Origin of the sequence: Calorimonas adulescens, assembly GCF_008274215.1 — a bacterium.
Taxonomy (GTDB): Bacteria; Bacillota; Thermoanaerobacteria; order Thermoanaerobacterales; family UBA4877; genus Calorimonas; species Calorimonas adulescens.
In genome coordinates this window covers 33,351-51,994 of sequence record NZ_VTPS01000009.1, presented here as the reverse complement: position 1 = coordinate 51,994, position 18,644 = coordinate 33,351, and the positions used below count along the sequence as shown (strand labels likewise).

Genomic DNA, 18,644 nt, shown 5'->3' with positions numbered 1-18,644 from the left:
TATAATTTTTTAGCTTTTAAAATCTTCTTCTGCGCTTATGCGTCTTATCGGTTCTCGTTTGTCGCTTTCCGGTACTAAAGTCGGTTTTCCGGGCGGCGTTTCTACATAAGCGTCTAATAGTTCTTTGAATTTTGCTTTCCCCAGTAACTTTTCAACGCTTGCTAAGGTTAACGGTTTACGTTCATACAGCATGGCTTCATCTATGCCGTTTGCCATGAGTACCTTAAAAGCTGCTTCTTGGTCGGTAAATTGTCTTACGCTTCGGCCTTCAATCGCTTTCCATCCGGGTATATCATTGCCGGCCAAGCATTCTGACAAAGCATATTCCTCAAGGTCCTTAACCCACTTAACCAGGTCCTGAGCTTTTATCAGGATTTCTCCCACTTCCTGATTCGAGATTATTGGGGGCTTCATCATATTATAGCTCTCAAGACTCATATTGAATTCTGCCCGGGCCCGGCATAGGGCTTTTGCCCGGCAAAACCGACAATGTTCTCCGGGAACATAATCTCCCTCGCCATTAAAGGCTTTTTGTGCGATAGGTTTGATACTTTCACCCCAGGCTAACAAATCTGCTGCTGATATTTCCCATTCTGAAATGCTGTCTAATCTGGGTTGCACTATAGACATCTTCACTTTTTTGATTGAATACAGGATTGAATAGGCTGATAAAGCCCCCAGTGCGTAAAGTTTCATTTGCGGATTGTCTTCTGCTGACACAGGCACCCCCTTTCCGTATTTAAAATCAATTATGTGAAGGGTGTCGCCACCAATTATGATGCAGTCTCCGGTGCCGAAACCTTCAGGAACATAAGCGCTGTAATCCAGCTTTTTTTCGATAGTTACATAGGGTGTTGAAGGATAATTAAGTGCTATTTTGTAAACATAATTAAAGTATTCATCCACGTGATTTAACATTTCTTCCTGGAATAAAGGATTTTCTTTAAGTTCTTTAAGTTTGTTGTTAAAAGTCTTAGCTTTCATGGGTTCAATAAAGTGCTTCCGAAGTTTTAACTCTGCAATTTGATGGGCTAATCTCCCTTCTTCCGCATATTCGCTTGTGGTCTCCGGAAAAGTCTCTTCCAGTCTTGCGGATGGTGTGCATACCAGCCACTTATGCGCCCCTGAGGCCGATAATAAAGCATGTTCGGCTACCGGGACCTGGGCCTCGATATTTTTCATATTTTGGCCCCCATCTCTCGAAGTTTTGTAGCGAATGCGCCGTATTGTTCTTTGGGCAATGCGGTGAGTGCTTGTACACCGAAGCTGTTCAACAAAGCCACGAGTTCCATTCTGCGACCAGCATCGACTAACTGTGTAGCTGCTACCGCCAGTTGTTCCATAGTGTATGTCTGCGGTGTAGTTGGAACAATTGTCGGGGGTGCGGGTATTGGTACCGGTTCTGATATCGGTTGTGATGTTGATATAGGGGTAGTCGGGACAGCTGTTGGTGCTGGTTTAAATTGTGCTATTGGTGTCGGTTCCGGTTCAGGTGTTGGAATGGATTCAGATACTGGTTTGGACAGTTTAATCAAAGCTGCAGCCAGGGATTGGATTGCACCCGCTAATTCGGGCGCATCGATTTTAATATTGATATCCATGGTTTCTTCCTCTCCTCTTGATTTACTTTAATTTTATCGGGCATAAAATCCCGACAAGTTCGTTATTTTTGAATAAACCTATAGGTAATGGAGGTGTGTTAAATCGAAATTCCAATTTTAATCTTTTAAGATAGCAATAATAGTTGTAATTTACATAAACAGGGCCTGCTTCTGTTTTGATCATAATAATTAAAATCTTTGTGCTATTTACCGCATCTTTAGTAAGTTCAGTTTCTGCGTCTATATCAGAGTAATCATATTATCCAGGATCTCCTTTAACTTTTTCAGCTCTTCAGCTGTCAATGTAATACCTTTACTCATTCTTTTATGTTCAGGGTCCCAATCCCGGATATCGTATTTAGGTTCTCGACCATCCCAGCTGATTAGATTAATCTCTTTTTTCCAGCCTTTTGAGGATGCGAAAAGGATTCCGAGGTTTTGTATGATTTTAAACTTTACGTTTTTATCTGGCATCTTTTTCTCTCCCTTGATTCCCTCATTTACCAGTGGTAAAATGAGGGTGAGTGGTTTTGTGCCTTCTCAAGCTCTTGCTGGAGCTCTTTGAGAAGGTCTTTTGTTTTGCCCTGAAAGATGAAAAGTGGTTTTAGCTTGGTGTTTACTATATCTATTTTCAGGTATTCAACCATAAGTTCTTTTAATCTTGTTCGAAGCTTGTCTGTTTTTTTAGTAGCTTCTACGGCTTCGGCTATTATTTGGTTACATTCATTAAGTTGTTGAGTGATGTTATTAATTTCTTTTTCTAATTCTTCCTTTAGCATAATTACTGCCCTCTTTTCTCTTTAAGTAGTGCCTGAAACAGCTTTTTATATGCGGAATCAAGCAATTTAATTTCTTCAATTACCGAATTTTGGGATGTTTCACTAAGGTCGAAATCTTGATATAACTTCAATGCTTCTTGCTTGTATTCGATTTGGCGCTGAGTAGCAGTTAATACGTTGTCAATTTCATCTCTGGTGAGATTGATCTTTATTTCTTTCACCCTCTTACCTCCTTGCTTCATCGATTCTTTCAGATGATATTTACTTCAATACTTTTCTGTTCCACCGGTATTTATGAACTCATCAAGCTCTTTCACAGGCACCAATATCCTTCGCCCTATCCTGAAATGTTTCACCTTCTTTCTATAGATAAGTTCATACATCGACCATTGACTGCAATTGAGATATTCCGCTGATTCCTTTACTGTCAATGCAGCTTTCATGCTTTCGCCTCCGCTTCTTCCGGTTGTTTTTTGGGGTATCCAAGTATGCTTTCTAATGCTGATATGACAAGTCTTGTCTGGTGTTTTACATCAAATTGAATATCAATACTCCTTTCTTTATTTTTTGATTTTATTTCAATGAATTTATTGAGATGTTGATTCAAGCCATCTTTTTATAACTATTAGTTGTATTAAACGGTAAAAAAATATCTTCCAGAGTACATTTAAATATACTAGACATTTTTATAGCAAGCTCTGGACTTGGTTTTTTATGACCGCCTTCCATTTGATACATCATACCACTGCTGATGCCAAGTGCTTCAGCCGCGATTTTAGCTGTTTTAAAACCTGCATTTTCCCTTAACTTAGTTATATGGTTTGCCATTATTTTCCCTCCTTTTAGTTATAATGATAACACTATTAGTTGTATCTATCAAGAGTAATTACAACTGATAGTGAGAATTTATCAGCTATTTTCTTTTATTTGCTCTTTATTTCTTGAATTATCACTATCAGTTGGATTGATTTAATTATAACTATTAGTTATAATATAACTAATAGTTGTTAGGGGGGTGTTAAAGATATGGTAGGAAAGAAAATAAAAGAATTAAGGTTAAGCAGAAAAATGACACAAGAGGAACTCGGTAAAATAATAGGAGTTACAACTTCTATGATTGGCATGTATGAAACTGGTGCACGAAATCCAAGTTATACGGTTTTAAAGAAAATAGCCGAATATTTTAATGTAACAACCGACTATCTTTTAGGGCATGAAGAAATAAAAGATGTGGAAATAGGTGCTAATATTAAAAAATACAGAAAACAGGCAGGTTTAACTCAACAAGAATTGGCAGATAAAGCTAATATTTCTCGTTCATATTTAGCTGATGTTGAAAATGGAAGATATAATCCTAGTCTTGAAACTTTAAATTCTATTGCTAAGGTTCTCAATATAAAAGTAAGTGATATATTAAATGGGGATACTGATAAAGAAATACAATTTAAAACCCCGCAAGAAGCCATGAGGTTCATTTTAGGGCAGCCTTCAATAATGGGATTCGGTGGGTTTGATATCAATAAAATGAGCGACGAGGAAATAATTGACTTTGCAAATGAACTTTTACGACAATTAGAATTAATTAGTTATAAATATAAGAAATAAACAAACCTGACGAAATCCTATCTAATTGCTGGAGGCACTTATGAATAATAAATACCAATGGATAGATGATTTTATTGCTGGTTTGTTTGAGTTATATAAGACCCTTAATATTTATGAGTTATATGATGAGTTATGTATAACTATTAAGAAACTGCCAAAAGAAAATATCCTATTTCAAGGGAACGAGGCTTTGTATTATAGAAATTATGACGGTATGGAAATTGTTTTTATCAGGAATGATTTAGATATTCATTATGAAAAATTTGTACTTGCGCATGAATTAGCTCATGCTATTATACATGTAGACATTTATAATGCTGCTTTTAATAAAAATCTTATTAATATAGGTAAATTAGATAAACAAGCTAATTACTTTGCATTAAAATTGCTAAATATTAATTTATTTGACAAAGACTTTGAGGACTTAACTATAGAACAGATAGCAAGAGCTTTATACCTACCTAAAAAATGGTTATTAAATATTTTAGAATAATAACTAAAAAATAAAGGGGGGATTCTATAGCTCTTTCAGAAATAATTTCTTTGGCAAGTGTGCTTAAAGCCTCATTTAACACTAAAAATCCTTTCAAAATTGCTAAAAAGTTGGGTATAGAAATTAATTTTTGTAAACTACATCCTTCCAAAAAAACGTATATATTAAGAGCATATAAGGACCCTTACATATTCATTGATTTAAAATATAGCATGAAATCACAAATCGTATTTTGCGCCCATGAATTGGGACATGCTATTTTATAAACAAGCTATTAAGGAGGAATTATGTTTTAAAAGACATATTGGGTTATAACGTGTCTTTAAAATAAAAGGTGGTGATCGTTATTGTTGGTTTTAAATCGGTTTTAAATCGGTATTAAAAATAATTAAGTAATTGCGAAATGAGGTAGGTCAAAAAATTCAGATGAGCCTGAAAATGTCTAAAAACAACAGAACTTGATTTTTTAAGCTCAAAGTGGATGGAAAGCTTGACTTAATATATGCAGGCAGAAAAAATGGGCGCAGGAAATAAACCCATTGGATATAGGCATATGGAAATGCAATGAGTTTCTATGTAATATGGTTCATGCAATAAGTGGTTTCAGGCTGCGAATGTATTCATGTTTATGAATACGGTCAGCAACAACAACCGTGATTAACTGGGTAATACCGGCCAATAATAAATCAGCATGCAGTGTTTTTTCATTCTGGGTTCTGCGTCCGGCAAGGCAAAAACTGTCTTTGAAATGGTTGATTGACTTTTCAACTACGGAACGGATTTTGTAGGTTTCATCCCATTCCTCCGTACCACGGATTGTACCGGGATAAGTACGAAGATCCTTTTCAGGATAAATGTATACCATCCGTCCGCAGGCAGAGTCAGTGCAGGGGTTGTCACAGTGTGTACGGCGACGATATTTGCCGTCATCACACTTATCCCAGGACATCTTAGGACATACAAACTTAAAAGTCGGAAGATTGCACCTTAAGTTTGATTTGCTGCCCTCCGGTTTCATAGGAAGATTCTTATCATGAGGGCAACATGGGATACCATCTTCGTTAATGGTGTAGTCCTGATCTTCAAGTCCTGAACGTGAATTAAGAGGGATATATGCTTTTTCAAAATGCAGTTCGCTAAACAGAGATTTATAGATGTTAACTGCATCAAAAGCAGAATCTCCAAGGAAGGTCCTGGGATTTATCAGAGGGTGCTTATTAAAAAAATCCTTTAGGACAGGGATAAGAGCTTTGGAATCACCGAGGGACTTATCTTCTTCGGGAGAATCCGATTTCTTTTCCACAACAATGTCCGGGTGCGCATCCAGGAAATCTTTATTATAGAATGAGATATCACGGACAATACCAAGACCATTGGTAATCATACCGAACTTGAAAACATAGCAAAAATGTCCATTGATATAAAGCTGTTTAATGTTCCGGTTTGAATCCGCATGAGAAGGCATGGATTTATAAGCTGCTTTGTAAGGGTCATAGGAATCATCAAGCTGCATTGCTTTCTTGTGAGTACTGGAGAAAAATCAAAAGAAGACTGTCAGTAGGAATAGAGAAAATCCGCTGAATGAGCAAAGCCCAAAGGAAACCGGATAAAGGATATACACGATTTCTACCAATAGAGGAATAAAAGTGATCATAGAAGGAAGACGGAATAAGTTCTTCAAGATCAATGTTTTCTTCAAGAAGTGAAAGGAAGTGATATTTATCATCTTCAAAAATACTATTACAGTCGGAATAAATGTCTGCAAAGGATAATTGTTTTGGTCTTGTCATAAGTTAATAACTCCTTTCCGAGATGTTGTTTTATTATTGCTCATAACTTAATTTTACCACATTTTGGAGAGGAGTTATATATAAAAGAAATAAATAAAAGCCTGTATTTATGCAGGCTGCGGCGTTTCGCAAACGCCTATTAAAAATAATCTAAGAAAGGAGAATTATCATGCAGATCACAGGGCACCTTGAAAAACGCTATAAATCATCCTGGACCATTGTCATCGATATGGGTCGGGATCCAGTAACAGGTGAACGTAAGAGAATTGTAAAATCAGTAAGGCTGGATAAAAACGACAGGAAAAATAAACAGCTTGCTGAAAAAGAAATGTATAAGATGATACAAGAACTGGAGAACGGAGTATATGTCGAGCCTTCGGAATTAACTGTTGGAGATATAATCGAAAAGTGGTATGAAATGTATTGCGAAGTTGAGCTAGAGCAAACGACTTATGAAAATTATAGGTATGTTATTGATGCTCACCTGCTTCCATACTTTTCATCCATTCCAATACAACAATTAAAGCCTTATCATATAAAGGAGTATCTAGCAAAAAAGAAAAAAGGGAATGATAAAAGAAAACCTCTAGGGAATAGGAGCTTGGAATATCATTACACATTGCTCAATTCCGCATTAGAATTTGCCGTCAAAGTTTTAAAAATAATAAAATTTAATCCGTGCAATGAAATTACTGTCCCAAGACCAGAAAAGAGAAATATTAAATTTCTTAAACCATGGGAAATAGACTTTTTTATTGAAGAAGCGAAAAAATATAATGAGGATTATGCAGCAGTTTTCATGGGTGCCGCTCATACAGGTATGCGAAGAGGTGAATTGCTTGCCTTAACATGGGACAAGTTGGATTTTGAAAAAGAGATTATTTATGTTAATGAAAGCTATGCAAAATTCAAGGGGAAAGGACAGCAGAAGAAAGGAACAAAAACAGAGAAAGGCATACGATATATTCCAATGACAAAAGAATTTGCTAAATTTCTGCGAAAACATAGAAAAACGCAAATGAATTATATGGTTTTACTTGGTGATGACTATCACAACAATAATCTTGTGTTTTGTAAAAAGAATGGGGAGCCCCTCAGCTTAGATTATACTTCAAGATTATTTTCTATCGTTGCTGAAAACCTTGGTTTAGATGTTACATTGCATGGAATGAGGCATACGTTTGCTTCGATACTACTTGCTAACGGCGTTGATGTAAATACTGTTCAGGAAATTCTAGGTCATGAAAAACCATCATACACATATGACCTTTATAGTCATTTAATACCCGGGAAAAAGAAAGAAGCTATCAGATCATTTGAGGCGGCTTTATGTGAAATTAGGCAACGGTTGGGCAACGGTGAGCAAAAAAAATAAGACTTTCGGCAACGCCTAAAAAGTCTCTCTATATATTGATTCTATTAGCTTTCATACTGGTCTGAGTGGTGGGACTTGAACCCACGGCCTCTAGAACCCCATTCTAGCGCGCTACCAACTGCGCCACACCCAGACATTGCTCACGTTATTTATTATAATATATCGGCACTTTTTTTTCAAGACTTATATTATTATACAAAGAATACCACCGCTGCCCTCATTTACTATACGCTGTATCGTCTGTTGAAGCTTAAATTGTACATCATCGGGCATTTTATATAGTTTGTTCTGTAAACCCTCTTTCACAAGGTCATGAAGTGATTTGCCAAATACATTTGTATTCCAGATCTTTTGTGGGTCTTTCTCAAATTCATCAAGCAAATAATTAATTAATTCCTGACTTTGCCGTTCAGTCCCAATAATTGGTGACACCTCGGTCTTTATATCAGTCTTAATTATATGTAATGACGGTGCGCTTGCCTTTAACTTTACACCAAATCTATTACCATTTTTTACTATCTCTGGTTCCTCCAATACAAGTTCATCCAGCTGTGGTGCAACAACTCCATATCCACTTCTCTTAGCCTCTTCCAAAGCAGCCGCAACTTTGTCATACTCTTTTTTGGCTTTAGCTAATTCTGTCAATAATGAAAACAGATGATAATCATCATTAATAGCAAAACCAGATACATCACTTAAAACTTTATAGTATATTTGTGAATCAGGTATGATATCTGTATCTGCAATACCTGTTCCCATATCAATTTTATTTATCTTCACTTCAGTTATATAATCAAGGTTCATAAAATTTTCTACAAAATTTCTAACGTCTTTTAACTTGTTAAGATATACTATTGATACTTTAATTATGTCAACTATTTCTTTTTTGACCCAATAATCATCCTCCAGTGCCTCTATCCATCTGGGAAAATTTATTCTTAACTCTTTAATGGGAAACTCATACAATAATTTTTCTATAATATTATTAATATCTCCTATATTCATATTAAGGACATCCATCGCTATTACTGGAGATTGATATTTTTCTTGCAAAACGGTCCTCAAGTTTTCGGTCTCCTTATCCAGTGGCTTAGCCGAGTTCAATACTATTACAAAAGGTTTATTAATCTCCTTTAACTCTTTTACTACCCTTTCTTCAGCATCAATATAATTTTCACGGGGTATTTCAGTAATTGTACCATCAGTTGTTACCAGGAGTCCAATAGTAGAATGATCCTTGATTACTTTTCTGGTACCCAATTCTGCAGCTTGTTCAAAAGGAATGGGTTTATCAGACCACGGTGTCATAACAAGCCTTTGTTTTTCCCCCTCTAAATATCCTAAAGCTCCCCTAACAAGATAACCAACACAGTCTATAAGTCTTATCTTCATCTGTACATTGTCATTCATCTTTAAGACAACAGCTTCATTAGGAACAAACTTAGGTTCAGTTGTGCTTATAGTTTTTCCATTGCCGCTCTGTGGAAGTTCATCTCTTGTACGTTCTTTTCTATAATTATTATCAATATTTGGAATTACAAGCAAATCCATGAATCTCTTAATGAATGTTGATTTACCTGTTCTTACTGGTCCAACAACGCCAATGTATATGTCTCCATCTGTTCTCTTAACTATATCCTCATATATGTTCAAATATTCCAAAGCTCTTCCCCCTTTACAAGATACTCGGACATTATAATAGACATTATATATATATGAATCAGCTAAATTTTTATAACCGGTAAAAAATAAAAGGCCCTAAAAGGCCTTATAAACTATTTCCTGGGAAATTATGTAATTTATTCCCTTTCTTTTACATCGATTTTTATTGGATTACCTAAAAACCCAAACGAGTTTCTCAATTGATTTTCAAGATACCTCTCGTAAGAAAAATGAAAAAGATTTTTATTGTTAACAAACAACACAAATGACGGCGGTTTTATACCAGTTTGAGTCATATAGAATATCTTTAGTCTCTTTCCTTTATCTGCAGGTGGTGGATTTAATGCTATAAATTCATTTAAAACATCATTTAATAAACCAGTTTTTATTTTCAATATGGAATTATTATAAACTTCCTTTATTAGTTCTATCAATTTATGTATTCTCAGACCCGTTGCCGCCGATACAAAAATTATAGGAGCAAAGTCGACAAAACTCAATCTATCTCTTATATTTTTTTCATATAGCACAATAGTTTTATCATTTTTTTCTACCAAATCCCATTTATTCACAACAACAATTATTCCTTTCCCCTCTTCTAACGCATAACCGGCTATTTTGGTATCCTGTTCAGTCACTCCTTCTGTAGAATCAATCAATAATAATGTTATATCTGACCTTTTAATGGCATTTAAAGATCTGATAACTGAATAACGTTCGATATTATCCTTGACCTGACTCTTCTTTCTTAATCCAGCAGTATCTATGAATATAAACCTGTCATCTCCTATTGTTACGTGCGTATCAATAGCATCCCTTGTGGTACCAGGTATATCGCTGACTATAGAGCGTTCCTGACCTATAATCCTGTTATATAGACTGGATTTCCCTACATTTGGCCTTCCTACAATTGCCACACGCATTATATTTTCTTCATCTTTATTATCACAGGAAATACTCCCAAAAGAATTAATAACCCTATCCAGTAAATCTCCAATGCCCATCTTATTCACTGCTGATATCGCCGCAGGCTCGCCAAGACCTAATTCATAAAATTCTAAAGTGTTCAGTGAATACTTATTGAAGTCATCTACTTTGTTACATACTAAAATAATGGGTTTATTAGATTTTCTCAAAAAATTAGCGATGGTTCTGTCGTCTTCATTTACTCCTTCTTTACCGTCAACTACGAACAATATAACATCAGCATTTTCAATAGCTATTTCTGACTGCTTTTTGATAAGCTGATAAAAATCACCGTCATCATCCATTTGTATACCTCCGGTGTCAACGACATCAAAATTAACACCACACCATTCTGCCTCCGAATATATCCTGTCCCTTGTAACTCCAGGTACATCATCGACTATGGATATCCTCTTACCTACTATATCGTTAAAAAGTGAAGATTTTCCAACATTTGGCCTTCCAACTATAGCCACTAATGGCTTATTCATAGTTTTGTGCCTCCTTTTTTAAGGTCTTGATAAAGATCTCGCCATTTACATCACACTTCACAATTTTTCTATTTAGTTTTGATTGCAACTCTTCCAATGTCATACCATCAAGAAAAATATCCTCATCTGCTTTGAGCATGGAAGCAGGTATAATGATAACATCTTCATTAATATCACCACGTAACTGTTCTATAATATCAGTCGCTGTGATCAATCCAGCCACATCAACATTGCCGCCAAAGAAATTATTTTTTATAGCTTTCAACATTATTTTATCGGTACTTCCCATAAACTCATTTATTAACTCATTTATTGTTTGAAAAGCAGCTAATGAGGTTAATACACTTATTCTTTTCTTTATCTCAAAGTTCTCTTTTCTTATAGAATGTGCTTCATCCATAAATTTCCTCAACATGCCAATGCCATTTTCCAGTTGTGGATAGCCCTCATAATAAAAAGATTCAGGAACTGGTGTACCGGAAATTGTAAAGAACTCATCAGAAGGAAAAACAAAATTTGTTCCTATTAACTTTTTCAATTTATCATTCCAATTAAAGATCATTTCAAGAACACGGCAAGATGATTCTTGATCATAAAAACGTACTTCTGGAAGTCCTTCTCTGAATTTGGTAAGTCCTACAGGGACAACAGCACAGGACATTATATCAGGGTAAAATTGATAAAGGTCATTTAAAGTTTTTTCAAGCACACTCCCATCGTTTATACCCGGGCAAAGTACAATCTGACAGTGTATTTTAATATTATTCTTTATCAAGATTTTTATTATATTAATTATATCATAATCGCCTCTTTTTCTCCCCAGTAAATAATTTCTGACATCATTATCAGTTGCGTGTATGGAAACATAAAGAGGACTCAAATGATACTCAATTATGCGATTAATTTCATCAGTTTTCAAATTGGTAAGGGTTATAAAGTTACCATCAAGAAAAGAAAGCCTGTAATCATCATCTTTTATGTATAGGCTCTTCCTTAGTCCCTTTGGCATTTGATCAACAAAACAAAAAATACAATGATTTTGGCAACGTTTGGGGTTTGTTGTTATAGTATCATCAAATGAAATTCCCAGTGTCTTATCGTATCTCTTGCGAATTCGATACCTCTTAGTCTCCCCACCTTGCTTCAAGATAGTAATATTAATGAGGTTATCCGCACTGTGGTAAAGATAATCTATAACATCATTCATTGGAATGTCGTTTATAGATAAGAGTATATCCCCTGGATTTATATTAAGTTTTTCTGCTATACTTCCAGACTCTATTGCAGATATCTTCAGTCCTTTACTTTTCACCAAATTTTCCTCCCAATAATCCTTTAGTTATCTTCAGATTTTGATTATATAATAATTTAGTATAAAATAAAAGAGCAGTATAAATACCTGCTCCTTATTATCTTAATCTTTTACCAATCTTGCTTCGCCATTCTTTATCACCCATACTTAAAAACATAAAAACTCCAATTCCTATTACTGTAATTACTAATAGAGTAATTATAATTCTTATAGATGTAGACCGTTGCTGGGGAGTAGACTTTACTAAACCTATTGGTGTCGTTTCTTTTTTTTCATTTATGCCATACAATGCCTTACTTATTACATCTCCAAACATTGTTGCCGAAACCTCAGCCCGCTCTTTATGAATAGTATGTGTACCAAATTCTAACAATAATACATTTGGTCCTATATCCTGGTTGTAGCTACCATGTCCAAAAAATACATCTCTTACCAAACCTGGATACAGTTTGTCTGATACAGCTTTTATCCTATATGCGAGGTTAGTATTGGCGCTCCTATTAGGGTTTGCCCTTCCAACAACAACTCGAACTCCTGCCGCATTCTTACCTTCTATTTTGCGTACATACTCTTCCGGAGGAACAGCATCCCTGTGTATATCTAATACCGCCTCTGCACCATTTTTTACAAGCCTTAGTACACCGCTCCTTGAACGTGAATAAGCTTTTGCGTCATGAGGAAGATAGATTGTATCATCAAGCAATACTTCAATCCCATTACTTTCAATGCTTTTTTTCAACGATTGATCTACGTCATATATACCACCTCTTCCATTTATAGAGGCTTTACCGTCCGATGGCAAATATGACTCATCACTATGTGTTGATAACAATCCTATTTTTTTTGACACCTGTTGTGCAACTGTTTCTTTAATATCTTCCACATCAATCTCAGGCATTTTAACATCTTTAACAAACTTTGCATATGCCTTATTATCTCCACTGTCGACCTTTATAATTTTATATAGCTTATTATCTGAACTCAAATATTCATCGCCTATGAAAATTTCCCATGCTGTCATAAACAGTGGCTCTTTTTTATCTTCTATATAAACAGTATAATACTTTTCTGATTCCCCATACCATTCATCAGCAAATACCATTTCTTTGTTTAGATCAGCAGTTATAAAGGAGAAAAATAAGATGCAAAATAGGCATATTTTACCTTTTTCCTTTATTGACATTACGGTTACCCCCTCTGACATTTACTCTTGCAGGACCTGAAAAACTGGTTTCCTGTGATTTATTTTGTGATGTACCTCCCTGTAATTTTTCCCTTGTCTCGCCAATAACCTCAACGAGTAATACTGCAATAACAGAAGATATTATTACAGCATCCATAAACCCTGCACCACCCATACGTATTGTTCCTGGTATGTTATTTATTATGTTTACAACCCATTGTATGATGTCACTTATAATAATGCCCATTGCACCTGAAATAAATGCTGCTTTTCTTGAGCGGCCAATCATATATGAGATTAATCCGCATGCAACAGCGTAGGCATAAAGTGGCTCAACTATAACAGAGGCAGGTTCATCAGGTAAGTAAATACCCAAGGCAAACACAGCTATGCCAGAAATTATAGCACCAAGAATGGAACGAATTCTTTCAGCACTACTGTCTGCATGAAAGAAGACATATCCTGATAATATAAATGGTATAACAGCGCCACCAATATTAATACTCAGTAGTGGGTGTACCCTGATATCAGGAATAAACGAACCGGCTAAAATAGCAATAATAAAAACCAAGGCAACAGTATCAGTCAAACCTAATCTATCCAATACCCTGTGGGCTATGCCAAAAAGGATTAGTACTGCTATTATCATTAAAATTATATAACTCAGTGGCATTTTATCACCTCATATCTACCGTCTTTTGTTTTTATATTTCCCATACCTACAAAAATATATACTGCAAATATACACATATACGTAAGAAACCACGCTATAAAATAGCGTGGTTTCTTACGTATATGTCACCAGAGACTTAAAAACTTATTTATTCAGGTCTTCATGTATCCCTTTATCAATATAAATAACCCACTCGCAAATATTTGTAGCATGATCAGCTATTCTTTCAAGAGATTTACCAACAAATAAAAATTGTGTTGCTTGATGTATATTTTTTTGATCCTCCATCATATATGTCAAGAGCTCTCTGAACATTTGCTTATATATTCCGTCTACCTCATCGTCAAGTTTTGTTATCTCTATAGCACGGGTTGAGTCAGTGGTAACATATGCATCTAATGCTCCCTTAACCATTTCTTTTACCATTTCGGCCATTCTTGGTATATCTATCAGGGGCTTTATATATACCTCATCAGCTATTCTTTCTGTTATTTTTGCAATATCTACGGCATGGTCAGCTATTCTTTCCAGATCTGTTGCCAATTTAAGCCCTGCAACTATTATCCTGAGGTCTCTTGCTAAGGGTTGTTGTGTTGCAATGATCCTTACACATTCATCATCAATTTCAAGAGTAAAGCTATCAATAACATCATCGTTATCTATTACTTCTTCTGCCAAAGCTTTATCATGCTCTACTAGAGATCTTATGGATTTATCAATAGCTTCCTCCACCATGCTGCCTAGTTTCAAAATTTTTAAGTGTAAATCCTCTAGTTGCTCATCATAGTGATACCTTGTAGTCATACCATATATCCCTCCTATTAACCGAATCTACCTGTAATATAATCATTGGTACGTTTGTCTTCCGGGTTATAAAATAGCTTTTCTGTGGGACCTGATTCTATTACCTCACCATTTAAAAAGAATGATGTGAAATCAGAAATTCTGCCCGCCTGTTGCATGTTATGAGTTACTATTATTATAGTATATCTTTCTTTTAGGGTCTCAATTAACTCCTCAATTTTTGCTGTAGATATTGGGTCAAGGGCGGAGGTGGGTTCATCCATTAATATAACCTCAGGGTTAACTGCAAGTGTCCTCGCTATACATAATCTTTGCTGCTGTCCTCCAGAAAGTTCTAAAGCTGATTCCTTGAGTCTATCTTTAACTTCGTCCCAAAGAGCCGCTGATATAAGACTTTTTTCGGCTATCTCATCGAGTTTACTCTTTGAACGAATACCATGTATTTTAGGTCCATAGACAACATTTTCATACACACTCATCGGAAATGGATTTGGTTTCTGGAAAACCATTCCTACACGTTTTCGCAGTTCTATAACATCAACATTTGGAGCATATATATCCTCATTGTCGAGAAAAACCTTACCTGTTATCTTGACATTATCAATAAGATCATTCATCCTGTTAAGCGTACGCAAAAATGTTGACTTACCACAGCCAGATGGCCCAATAAGAGCCATAACACTGTTTTCGTGAACCTGCATATTAACATTTTTAAGTGCATGTAATTCGCCATAAAAAAGATTCAAATTCTCAACATTAAATTTTAACAAGTGAATTCCCTCCCTCAACAAACTACGCTCTGTGTCCGCTTAATTTACGGTGTATATAAGAACCAAGCCATCTGGCAGTAAAATTAAATATCAGTACAGCAACAACCAATACTGCAGCTGAACCATCTGCAATTTGACGAGTATCTGGCAACAAATGCTCGGAATTCACTTTCCATATATGGACTGCCAACGTTTCAGCCGGCCTCATAAGGCTTATTGGCGATCTTGGATTGAAAAAATTCCATATTTTGAAGTTTAAATTTGGTGAACTCAGGCCAGCAGTATAAATAAGAGCAGCAGCCTCACCAAAAACTCTACCTGCTGTTAATATAATTCCTGTAATTATTCCTGGTAGAGCTACAGGTAAAATTACCCTGGTAATAGTCTGCCATTTAGTAGCACCAAGCGAATAGCTGGCCTCTTTCAACTCGCCAGGCACGCCTTGTATAGAATCTTCACATACCCTGGTCATAACAGGAAGATTTAAAATGGTCACTGAAAGAGCTCCCCCAATTAATGTATATCCCCACCCGGTCATATTAACAAAAATCAGGAGTCCAAATAGTCCAACCACTATTGAGGGCAACGATGCAAGTGTTTCAATACTTAACCTTATTAAATCAGTTATCTTACTCGGTCTGGCATACTCAGCAAGGTATATACTGCATCCCAATCCTAATGGAGCAGTGAAAAGCATCGATATAATCAGTATATAAAAAGAATTAAATAGCTGCGGTCCTATTCCGCCGCCTGCTTCAAAAGTTTCTGCTGGTGCAGTAAGAAAATGCCAATCTATCACCTTATATCCTTGAAAAATTATATACCCTACGAGCGAGAAAAGCAATGCAACTATAAACACTGCAATTAAATATAATACCATTGTTGCAATCTTATCACTGGCTTTAGCGCTCATCTGTATACCCTCCTCTTACCTATTACTCTTATTAATATGATAAAAATTAACGAAATTATCATAAGGAGTAAGGCGATAGACCATAGAGCATTATTTGCCAGCGTCCCCATAACTGTATTACCCATGTCCATAGTAATGATACTTGTCATTGTATGGGCTGGGTCCAAGATTGATGTCGGGATTTTACCTGGTGTATTTCCAATAACCATCTGCACTGCCAAAGCCTCACCCAGCCCTCTCGCCAGCCCCAGAATGATTCCAGTTAACATTCCGGGTAATGCAGCAGGAAGAAGTACCCTCGCGATCGTCTGCCATCTCGTGGCACCAAGTGCATATGAGGCCTCATTTAAATCGAATGGTAAAGCCTTCAGTGAATCCACCATGACACTAGTAATAGTGGGAAATATCATTATTGAGAGGACAATACTTCCTGCAAGCACACTCATCCCATAACCACCTATATTATTTCTTATGAATGGCACAAGTACACTAAGGCCCACCCATCCGTATACAACAGATGGTATGCCAACAAACAACTCTATAATGGGCTGCAGCACCTTTTGTCCCCATTTAGGAGCAATCTCAGTTATAAAAATAGCTGTCCCTGCGCTCAAAGGTGCACTTATAATCAATGCCAATGTGGAAACCAAAACAGAACCATAAATAAACACAAATGCACCAACTTTGGGTCCTCCATCCGATGGTGGAAGCTCAGGATTCCATGAAGATGAAATAAAAAACTCGATCGGGGATATATGATTAACAAGAAAAGTGCTGAGGCCTTTATACGTAATGAATATGACTATCATAATAACTATAGCAATTACCAATAAACCACATATGGTTGTTACAGTCTTACCCAAAAGTTCATTTATTCTTTTTGAGTTGCTACTTTTCAATTTATCCACCTGTCTTTCATTACACATAAATAAAGCCGGTATTATATACCAGCCATTATCTTAAGTTTATAATACCACTTCTCTTTGTTAAAAATGTTAATTCCGTGTTAATTTTATGTAAAATGTTTATCACTATATACAACTATGTCACAATGCTCTTGACAGGGTCTGTTGCTTACCCGAAAAAGTTGAAAAAAATAGAGCAGGGTACATCTATCCTGCTCTATATCTAACCGGGAATGCAAAATTTTCTAATTTTCTATTAAACCATCATACATTGAGAATGTGCTGTTTTCTATTAAATTTATTATTTCAGCTTAGCAGCATCACTACCTGCAATATAGTTCAATTTTTTTGCAATCTGTGCAACATCATCAGAGGTCATGAAATCTAAAAAGGACTTTACGGGTTCCTTTGGTTCACCTTTTGTATACATATGTCCGAATGACCAGACCGGATAGGTACCTGCAACAATATTCTCAACAGTTGGTTCTACGCCATCTATCTTAAGGGCCTTTACACTTTCATCAAGGTATGCAAGGCCAAGATAACTTATTGCACCGGGCTGCTGTGCGACTGTGGCCAAAACAGTGCCATTCGAATCTTCAGTTAATGTATTGCCCTCTATTACTTGTGCACCATCAAGAGCTTTAGCGATGAATGTAACCCTTGTTCCTGAACTGGTCGGCCTATTAACTACAACAATCTTCAGGTCCTGGCCACCAACATCTTTCCAGTTTGTGACTTTACCTGTAAAAATGTCTATAAGTTGCTGCTTTGTAAGGCTATCTACCTGTACATCCTTATTAACTATTGCAGCAAATCCCTGTGCTATTACCTGGTGATCTACCAGTTCCTTAGCTTGATCCGCACCTAATTTTTCCTCTGCAAACACGTCCGAATTGCCAATATCAACCGCCCCATTGGCAACCTGTGAAAGACCCGTCCCACTGCCACCGCCTTGAACTGTAATTGTTACATTAGGATGTAATTCCATAAATCTGGCTGCCGCCTTTTCAACTAACGGCTGCATAGCTGTTGAGCCTGCAGCAGTTATAGTACCTGATAGAGTATCTTCTGAAGTTGAGCTTTGTCCGCTATTTTGTTCAGAACTGCTCGACCCATTACCTGGTGCAGTAGGTTGCCGAGATTGGGATGATCCGCACCCTGATAAAATAACCATTGCAATTAACAAAACAGACAGAAGAACTAATACCAATCTTTTACTATTTAACATTTTGTGCACGCACCTCCGTTATTTTTTACTCTTTCCTACGGATAATATGATATCAGTTCAATGTAAATTAGATATTAACGTAGTGTTAAAT

General features: G+C 36.1%; 21 protein-coding genes, 1 tRNA gene and 1 pseudogene. 5 read left to right on the top strand and 18 right to left on the bottom strand.

Annotated features, from left to right (window positions below):
• Nucleotides 1-9: 9 nt before the first annotated feature.
• Nucleotides 10-1,182, bottom strand: a complete 1,173-nt coding sequence (locus FWJ32_RS07040; protein ID WP_149545258.1) for a DUF2800 domain-containing protein — start codon at nt 1,180-1,182, stop codon at nt 10-12.
• A 162-nt stretch (nt 1,183-1,344) separates the two neighbouring features.
• Between FWJ32_RS07040 and FWJ32_RS07035 the strand changes: the two genes are divergently transcribed.
• Entirely contained in the window at nt 1,345-1,632 is a 288-nt protein-coding gene (locus tag FWJ32_RS07035; protein WP_149545257.1) for a hypothetical protein, read from the top strand.
• Between the two features lie 209 nt (nt 1,633-1,841).
• On the opposite strand, the gene FWJ32_RS07030 is transcribed toward FWJ32_RS07035, so the two are convergent.
• The 5 genes from FWJ32_RS07030 to FWJ32_RS07010 all read right to left on the bottom strand — a co-directional run bounded on the left by FWJ32_RS07030 (nt 1,842) and on the right by FWJ32_RS07010 (nt 3,208).
• Nucleotides 1,842-2,075 carry a YdbC family protein gene (locus FWJ32_RS07030; protein ID WP_149545256.1) on the bottom strand — a complete coding sequence of 78 codons (234 nt, stop codon included), beginning with the start codon at nt 2,073-2,075 and terminating at the stop codon, nt 1,842-1,844.
• Nucleotides 2,076-2,101: 26 nt separating this feature from the next.
• A complete protein-coding gene (locus FWJ32_RS07025) occupies nt 2,102-2,380 on the bottom strand; it encodes a hypothetical protein (protein ID WP_149545255.1) in 279 nt (92 codons plus the stop codon).
• Nucleotides 2,381-2,382: 2 nt separating this feature from the next.
• The gene (locus FWJ32_RS07020; protein ID WP_149545254.1) at nt 2,383-2,601 is read right to left on the bottom strand and encodes a hypothetical protein; all 219 of its coding nucleotides are present in this window, start codon (nt 2,599-2,601) and stop codon (nt 2,383-2,385) included.
• A 45-nt stretch (nt 2,602-2,646) separates the two neighbouring features.
• Complete coding sequence (locus FWJ32_RS07015) at nt 2,647-2,823, bottom strand: helix-turn-helix domain-containing protein (RefSeq protein ID WP_149545253.1); 177 nt, start codon at nt 2,821-2,823, stop codon at nt 2,647-2,649.
• Between the two features lie 160 nt (nt 2,824-2,983).
• Nucleotides 2,984-3,208, bottom strand: a complete 225-nt coding sequence (locus FWJ32_RS07010; RefSeq protein ID WP_149545252.1) for a helix-turn-helix transcriptional regulator — start codon at nt 3,206-3,208, stop codon at nt 2,984-2,986.
• A gap of 198 nt (nt 3,209-3,406) precedes the next feature.
• Between FWJ32_RS07010 and FWJ32_RS07005 the strand changes: the two genes are divergently transcribed.
• Genes FWJ32_RS07005 through FWJ32_RS13865 form a run of 3 tightly spaced genes read left to right on the top strand, consistent with a single transcriptional unit; the run spans nt 3,407 to nt 4,744 of the window.
• Nucleotides 3,407-3,985: a helix-turn-helix domain-containing protein gene (locus FWJ32_RS07005; RefSeq protein WP_149545251.1), complete on the top strand. Its 579-nt coding sequence runs from the start codon at nt 3,407-3,409 to the stop codon at nt 3,983-3,985.
• Nucleotides 3,986-4,025: 40 nt separating this feature from the next.
• A complete protein-coding gene (locus tag FWJ32_RS07000; protein WP_149545250.1) occupies nt 4,026-4,478 on the top strand; it encodes an ImmA/IrrE family metallo-endopeptidase in 453 nt (150 codons plus the stop codon).
• A gap of 59 nt (nt 4,479-4,537) precedes the next feature.
• Nucleotides 4,538-4,744 carry an ImmA/IrrE family metallo-endopeptidase gene (locus tag FWJ32_RS13865; RefSeq protein WP_420837943.1) on the top strand — a complete coding sequence of 69 codons (207 nt, stop codon included), beginning with the start codon at nt 4,538-4,540 and terminating at the stop codon, nt 4,742-4,744.
• 391 nt (nt 4,745-5,135) lie between these two features.
• Here FWJ32_RS13865 and FWJ32_RS06995 read toward each other — a convergent pair.
• Nucleotides 5,136-6,268, bottom strand: a pseudogene (locus FWJ32_RS06995) (transposase).
• A 169-nt stretch (nt 6,269-6,437) separates the two neighbouring features.
• Between FWJ32_RS06995 and FWJ32_RS06990 the strand changes: the two are divergent.
• Complete coding sequence (locus FWJ32_RS06990) at nt 6,438-7,643, top strand: tyrosine-type recombinase/integrase (RefSeq protein ID WP_149545249.1); 1,206 nt, start codon at nt 6,438-6,440, stop codon at nt 7,641-7,643.
• A 57-nt stretch (nt 7,644-7,700) separates the two neighbouring features.
• Here FWJ32_RS06990 and FWJ32_RS06985 read toward each other — a convergent pair.
• The 11 genes from FWJ32_RS06985 to FWJ32_RS06935 all read right to left on the bottom strand — a co-directional run bounded on the left by FWJ32_RS06985 (nt 7,701) and on the right by FWJ32_RS06935 (nt 18,553).
• Nucleotides 7,701-7,776: transfer RNA gene (locus FWJ32_RS06985), tRNA-Pro, on the bottom strand.
• Between the two features lie 50 nt (nt 7,777-7,826).
• A complete protein-coding gene (spoIVA, locus tag FWJ32_RS06980) occupies nt 7,827-9,305 on the bottom strand; it encodes a stage IV sporulation protein A (RefSeq protein WP_149545248.1) in 1,479 nt (492 codons plus the stop codon).
• Between the two features lie 137 nt (nt 9,306-9,442).
• The gene (gene der / locus FWJ32_RS06975) at nt 9,443-10,762 is read right to left on the bottom strand and encodes a ribosome biogenesis GTPase Der (protein WP_149545247.1); all 1,320 of its coding nucleotides are present in this window, start codon (nt 10,760-10,762) and stop codon (nt 9,443-9,445) included.
• Nucleotides 10,755-12,074 carry a DUF512 domain-containing protein gene (locus FWJ32_RS06970; RefSeq protein WP_149545246.1) on the bottom strand — a complete coding sequence of 440 codons (1,320 nt, stop codon included), beginning with the start codon at nt 12,072-12,074 and terminating at the stop codon, nt 10,755-10,757. Before FWJ32_RS06970 ends, der begins: the two co-directional genes overlap by 8 nt.
• A gap of 97 nt (nt 12,075-12,171) precedes the next feature.
• The gene (gene spoIIP, locus FWJ32_RS06965) at nt 12,172-13,257 is read right to left on the bottom strand and encodes a stage II sporulation protein P (RefSeq protein WP_162523550.1); all 1,086 of its coding nucleotides are present in this window, start codon (nt 13,255-13,257) and stop codon (nt 12,172-12,174) included.
• On the bottom strand, nt 13,235-13,930 hold the full coding sequence (locus FWJ32_RS06960) for a DUF1614 domain-containing protein (protein WP_149545244.1): 696 nt from the start codon (nt 13,928-13,930) through the stop codon (nt 13,235-13,237). The genes spoIIP and FWJ32_RS06960 overlap by 23 nt, the downstream gene beginning before the upstream one ends.
• Nucleotides 13,931-14,074: 144 nt before the next feature.
• The gene (gene phoU / locus FWJ32_RS06955) at nt 14,075-14,734 is read right to left on the bottom strand and encodes a phosphate signaling complex protein PhoU (protein WP_149545243.1); all 660 of its coding nucleotides are present in this window, start codon (nt 14,732-14,734) and stop codon (nt 14,075-14,077) included.
• Between the two features lie 17 nt (nt 14,735-14,751).
• Nucleotides 14,752-15,504, bottom strand: coding sequence for a phosphate ABC transporter ATP-binding protein PstB (pstB, locus tag FWJ32_RS06950; RefSeq protein ID WP_203227618.1), 753 nt, complete (start codon nt 15,502-15,504; stop codon nt 14,752-14,754).
• A gap of 22 nt (nt 15,505-15,526) precedes the next feature.
• Nucleotides 15,527-16,417 carry a phosphate ABC transporter permease PstA gene (pstA, locus tag FWJ32_RS06945; protein WP_149545242.1) on the bottom strand — a complete coding sequence of 297 codons (891 nt, stop codon included), beginning with the start codon at nt 16,415-16,417 and terminating at the stop codon, nt 15,527-15,529.
• Nucleotides 16,414-17,343, bottom strand: coding sequence for a phosphate ABC transporter permease subunit PstC (gene pstC, locus FWJ32_RS06940; RefSeq protein WP_149545241.1), 930 nt, complete (start codon nt 17,341-17,343; stop codon nt 16,414-16,416). Before pstC ends, pstA begins: the two co-directional genes overlap by 4 nt.
• 280 nt (nt 17,344-17,623) lie before the next feature.
• Nucleotides 17,624-18,553 (bottom strand): phosphate ABC transporter substrate-binding protein, encoded by a 930-nt coding sequence (locus tag FWJ32_RS06935; RefSeq protein ID WP_149545240.1) that lies wholly within the window; start codon nt 18,551-18,553, stop codon nt 17,624-17,626.
• Between the last annotated feature and the right edge of the window lie 91 nt (nt 18,554-18,644).

Coding starts and splice junctions, on each gene's coding strand:
- FWJ32_RS07040 (WP_149545258.1), bottom strand. CDS start 1,182: ATGAAAAATATCGAGGCCCAGGTCCCGGTAGCCGAACATGCTTTATTA.
- FWJ32_RS07030 (WP_149545256.1), bottom strand. CDS start 2,075: ATGCCAGATAAAAACGTAAAGTTTAAAATCATACAAAACCTCGGAATC.
- FWJ32_RS07025 (WP_149545255.1), bottom strand. CDS start 2,380: ATGCTAAAGGAAGAATTAGAAAAAGAAATTAATAACATCACTCAACAA.
- FWJ32_RS07015 (WP_149545253.1), bottom strand. CDS start 2,823: ATGAAAGCTGCATTGACAGTAAAGGAATCAGCGGAATATCTCAATTGC.
- FWJ32_RS07010 (WP_149545252.1), bottom strand. CDS start 3,208: ATGGCAAACCATATAACTAAGTTAAGGGAAAATGCAGGTTTTAAAACA.
- FWJ32_RS07005 (WP_149545251.1), top strand. CDS start 3,407: ATGGTAGGAAAGAAAATAAAAGAATTAAGGTTAAGCAGAAAAATGACA.
- FWJ32_RS07000 (WP_149545250.1), top strand. CDS start 4,026: ATGAATAATAAATACCAATGGATAGATGATTTTATTGCTGGTTTGTTT.
- FWJ32_RS06990 (WP_149545249.1), top strand. CDS start 6,438: ATGCAGATCACAGGGCACCTTGAAAAACGCTATAAATCATCCTGGACC.
- der (WP_149545247.1), bottom strand. CDS start 10,762: ATGAATAAGCCATTAGTGGCTATAGTTGGAAGGCCAAATGTTGGAAAA.
- spoIIP (WP_162523550.1), bottom strand. CDS start 13,257: ATGTCAATAAAGGAAAAAGGTAAAATATGCCTATTTTGCATCTTATTT.
- FWJ32_RS06960 (WP_149545244.1), bottom strand. CDS start 13,930: ATGCCACTGAGTTATATAATTTTAATGATAATAGCAGTACTAATCCTT.
- phoU (WP_149545243.1), bottom strand. CDS start 14,734: ATGACTACAAGGTATCACTATGATGAGCAACTAGAGGATTTACACTTA.
- pstA (WP_149545242.1), bottom strand. CDS start 16,417: ATGAGCGCTAAAGCCAGTGATAAGATTGCAACAATGGTATTATATTTA.
- pstC (WP_149545241.1), bottom strand. CDS start 17,343: ATGTGTAATGAAAGACAGGTGGATAAATTGAAAAGTAGCAACTCAAAA.
- FWJ32_RS06935 (WP_149545240.1), bottom strand. CDS start 18,553: ATGTTAAATAGTAAAAGATTGGTATTAGTTCTTCTGTCTGTTTTGTTA.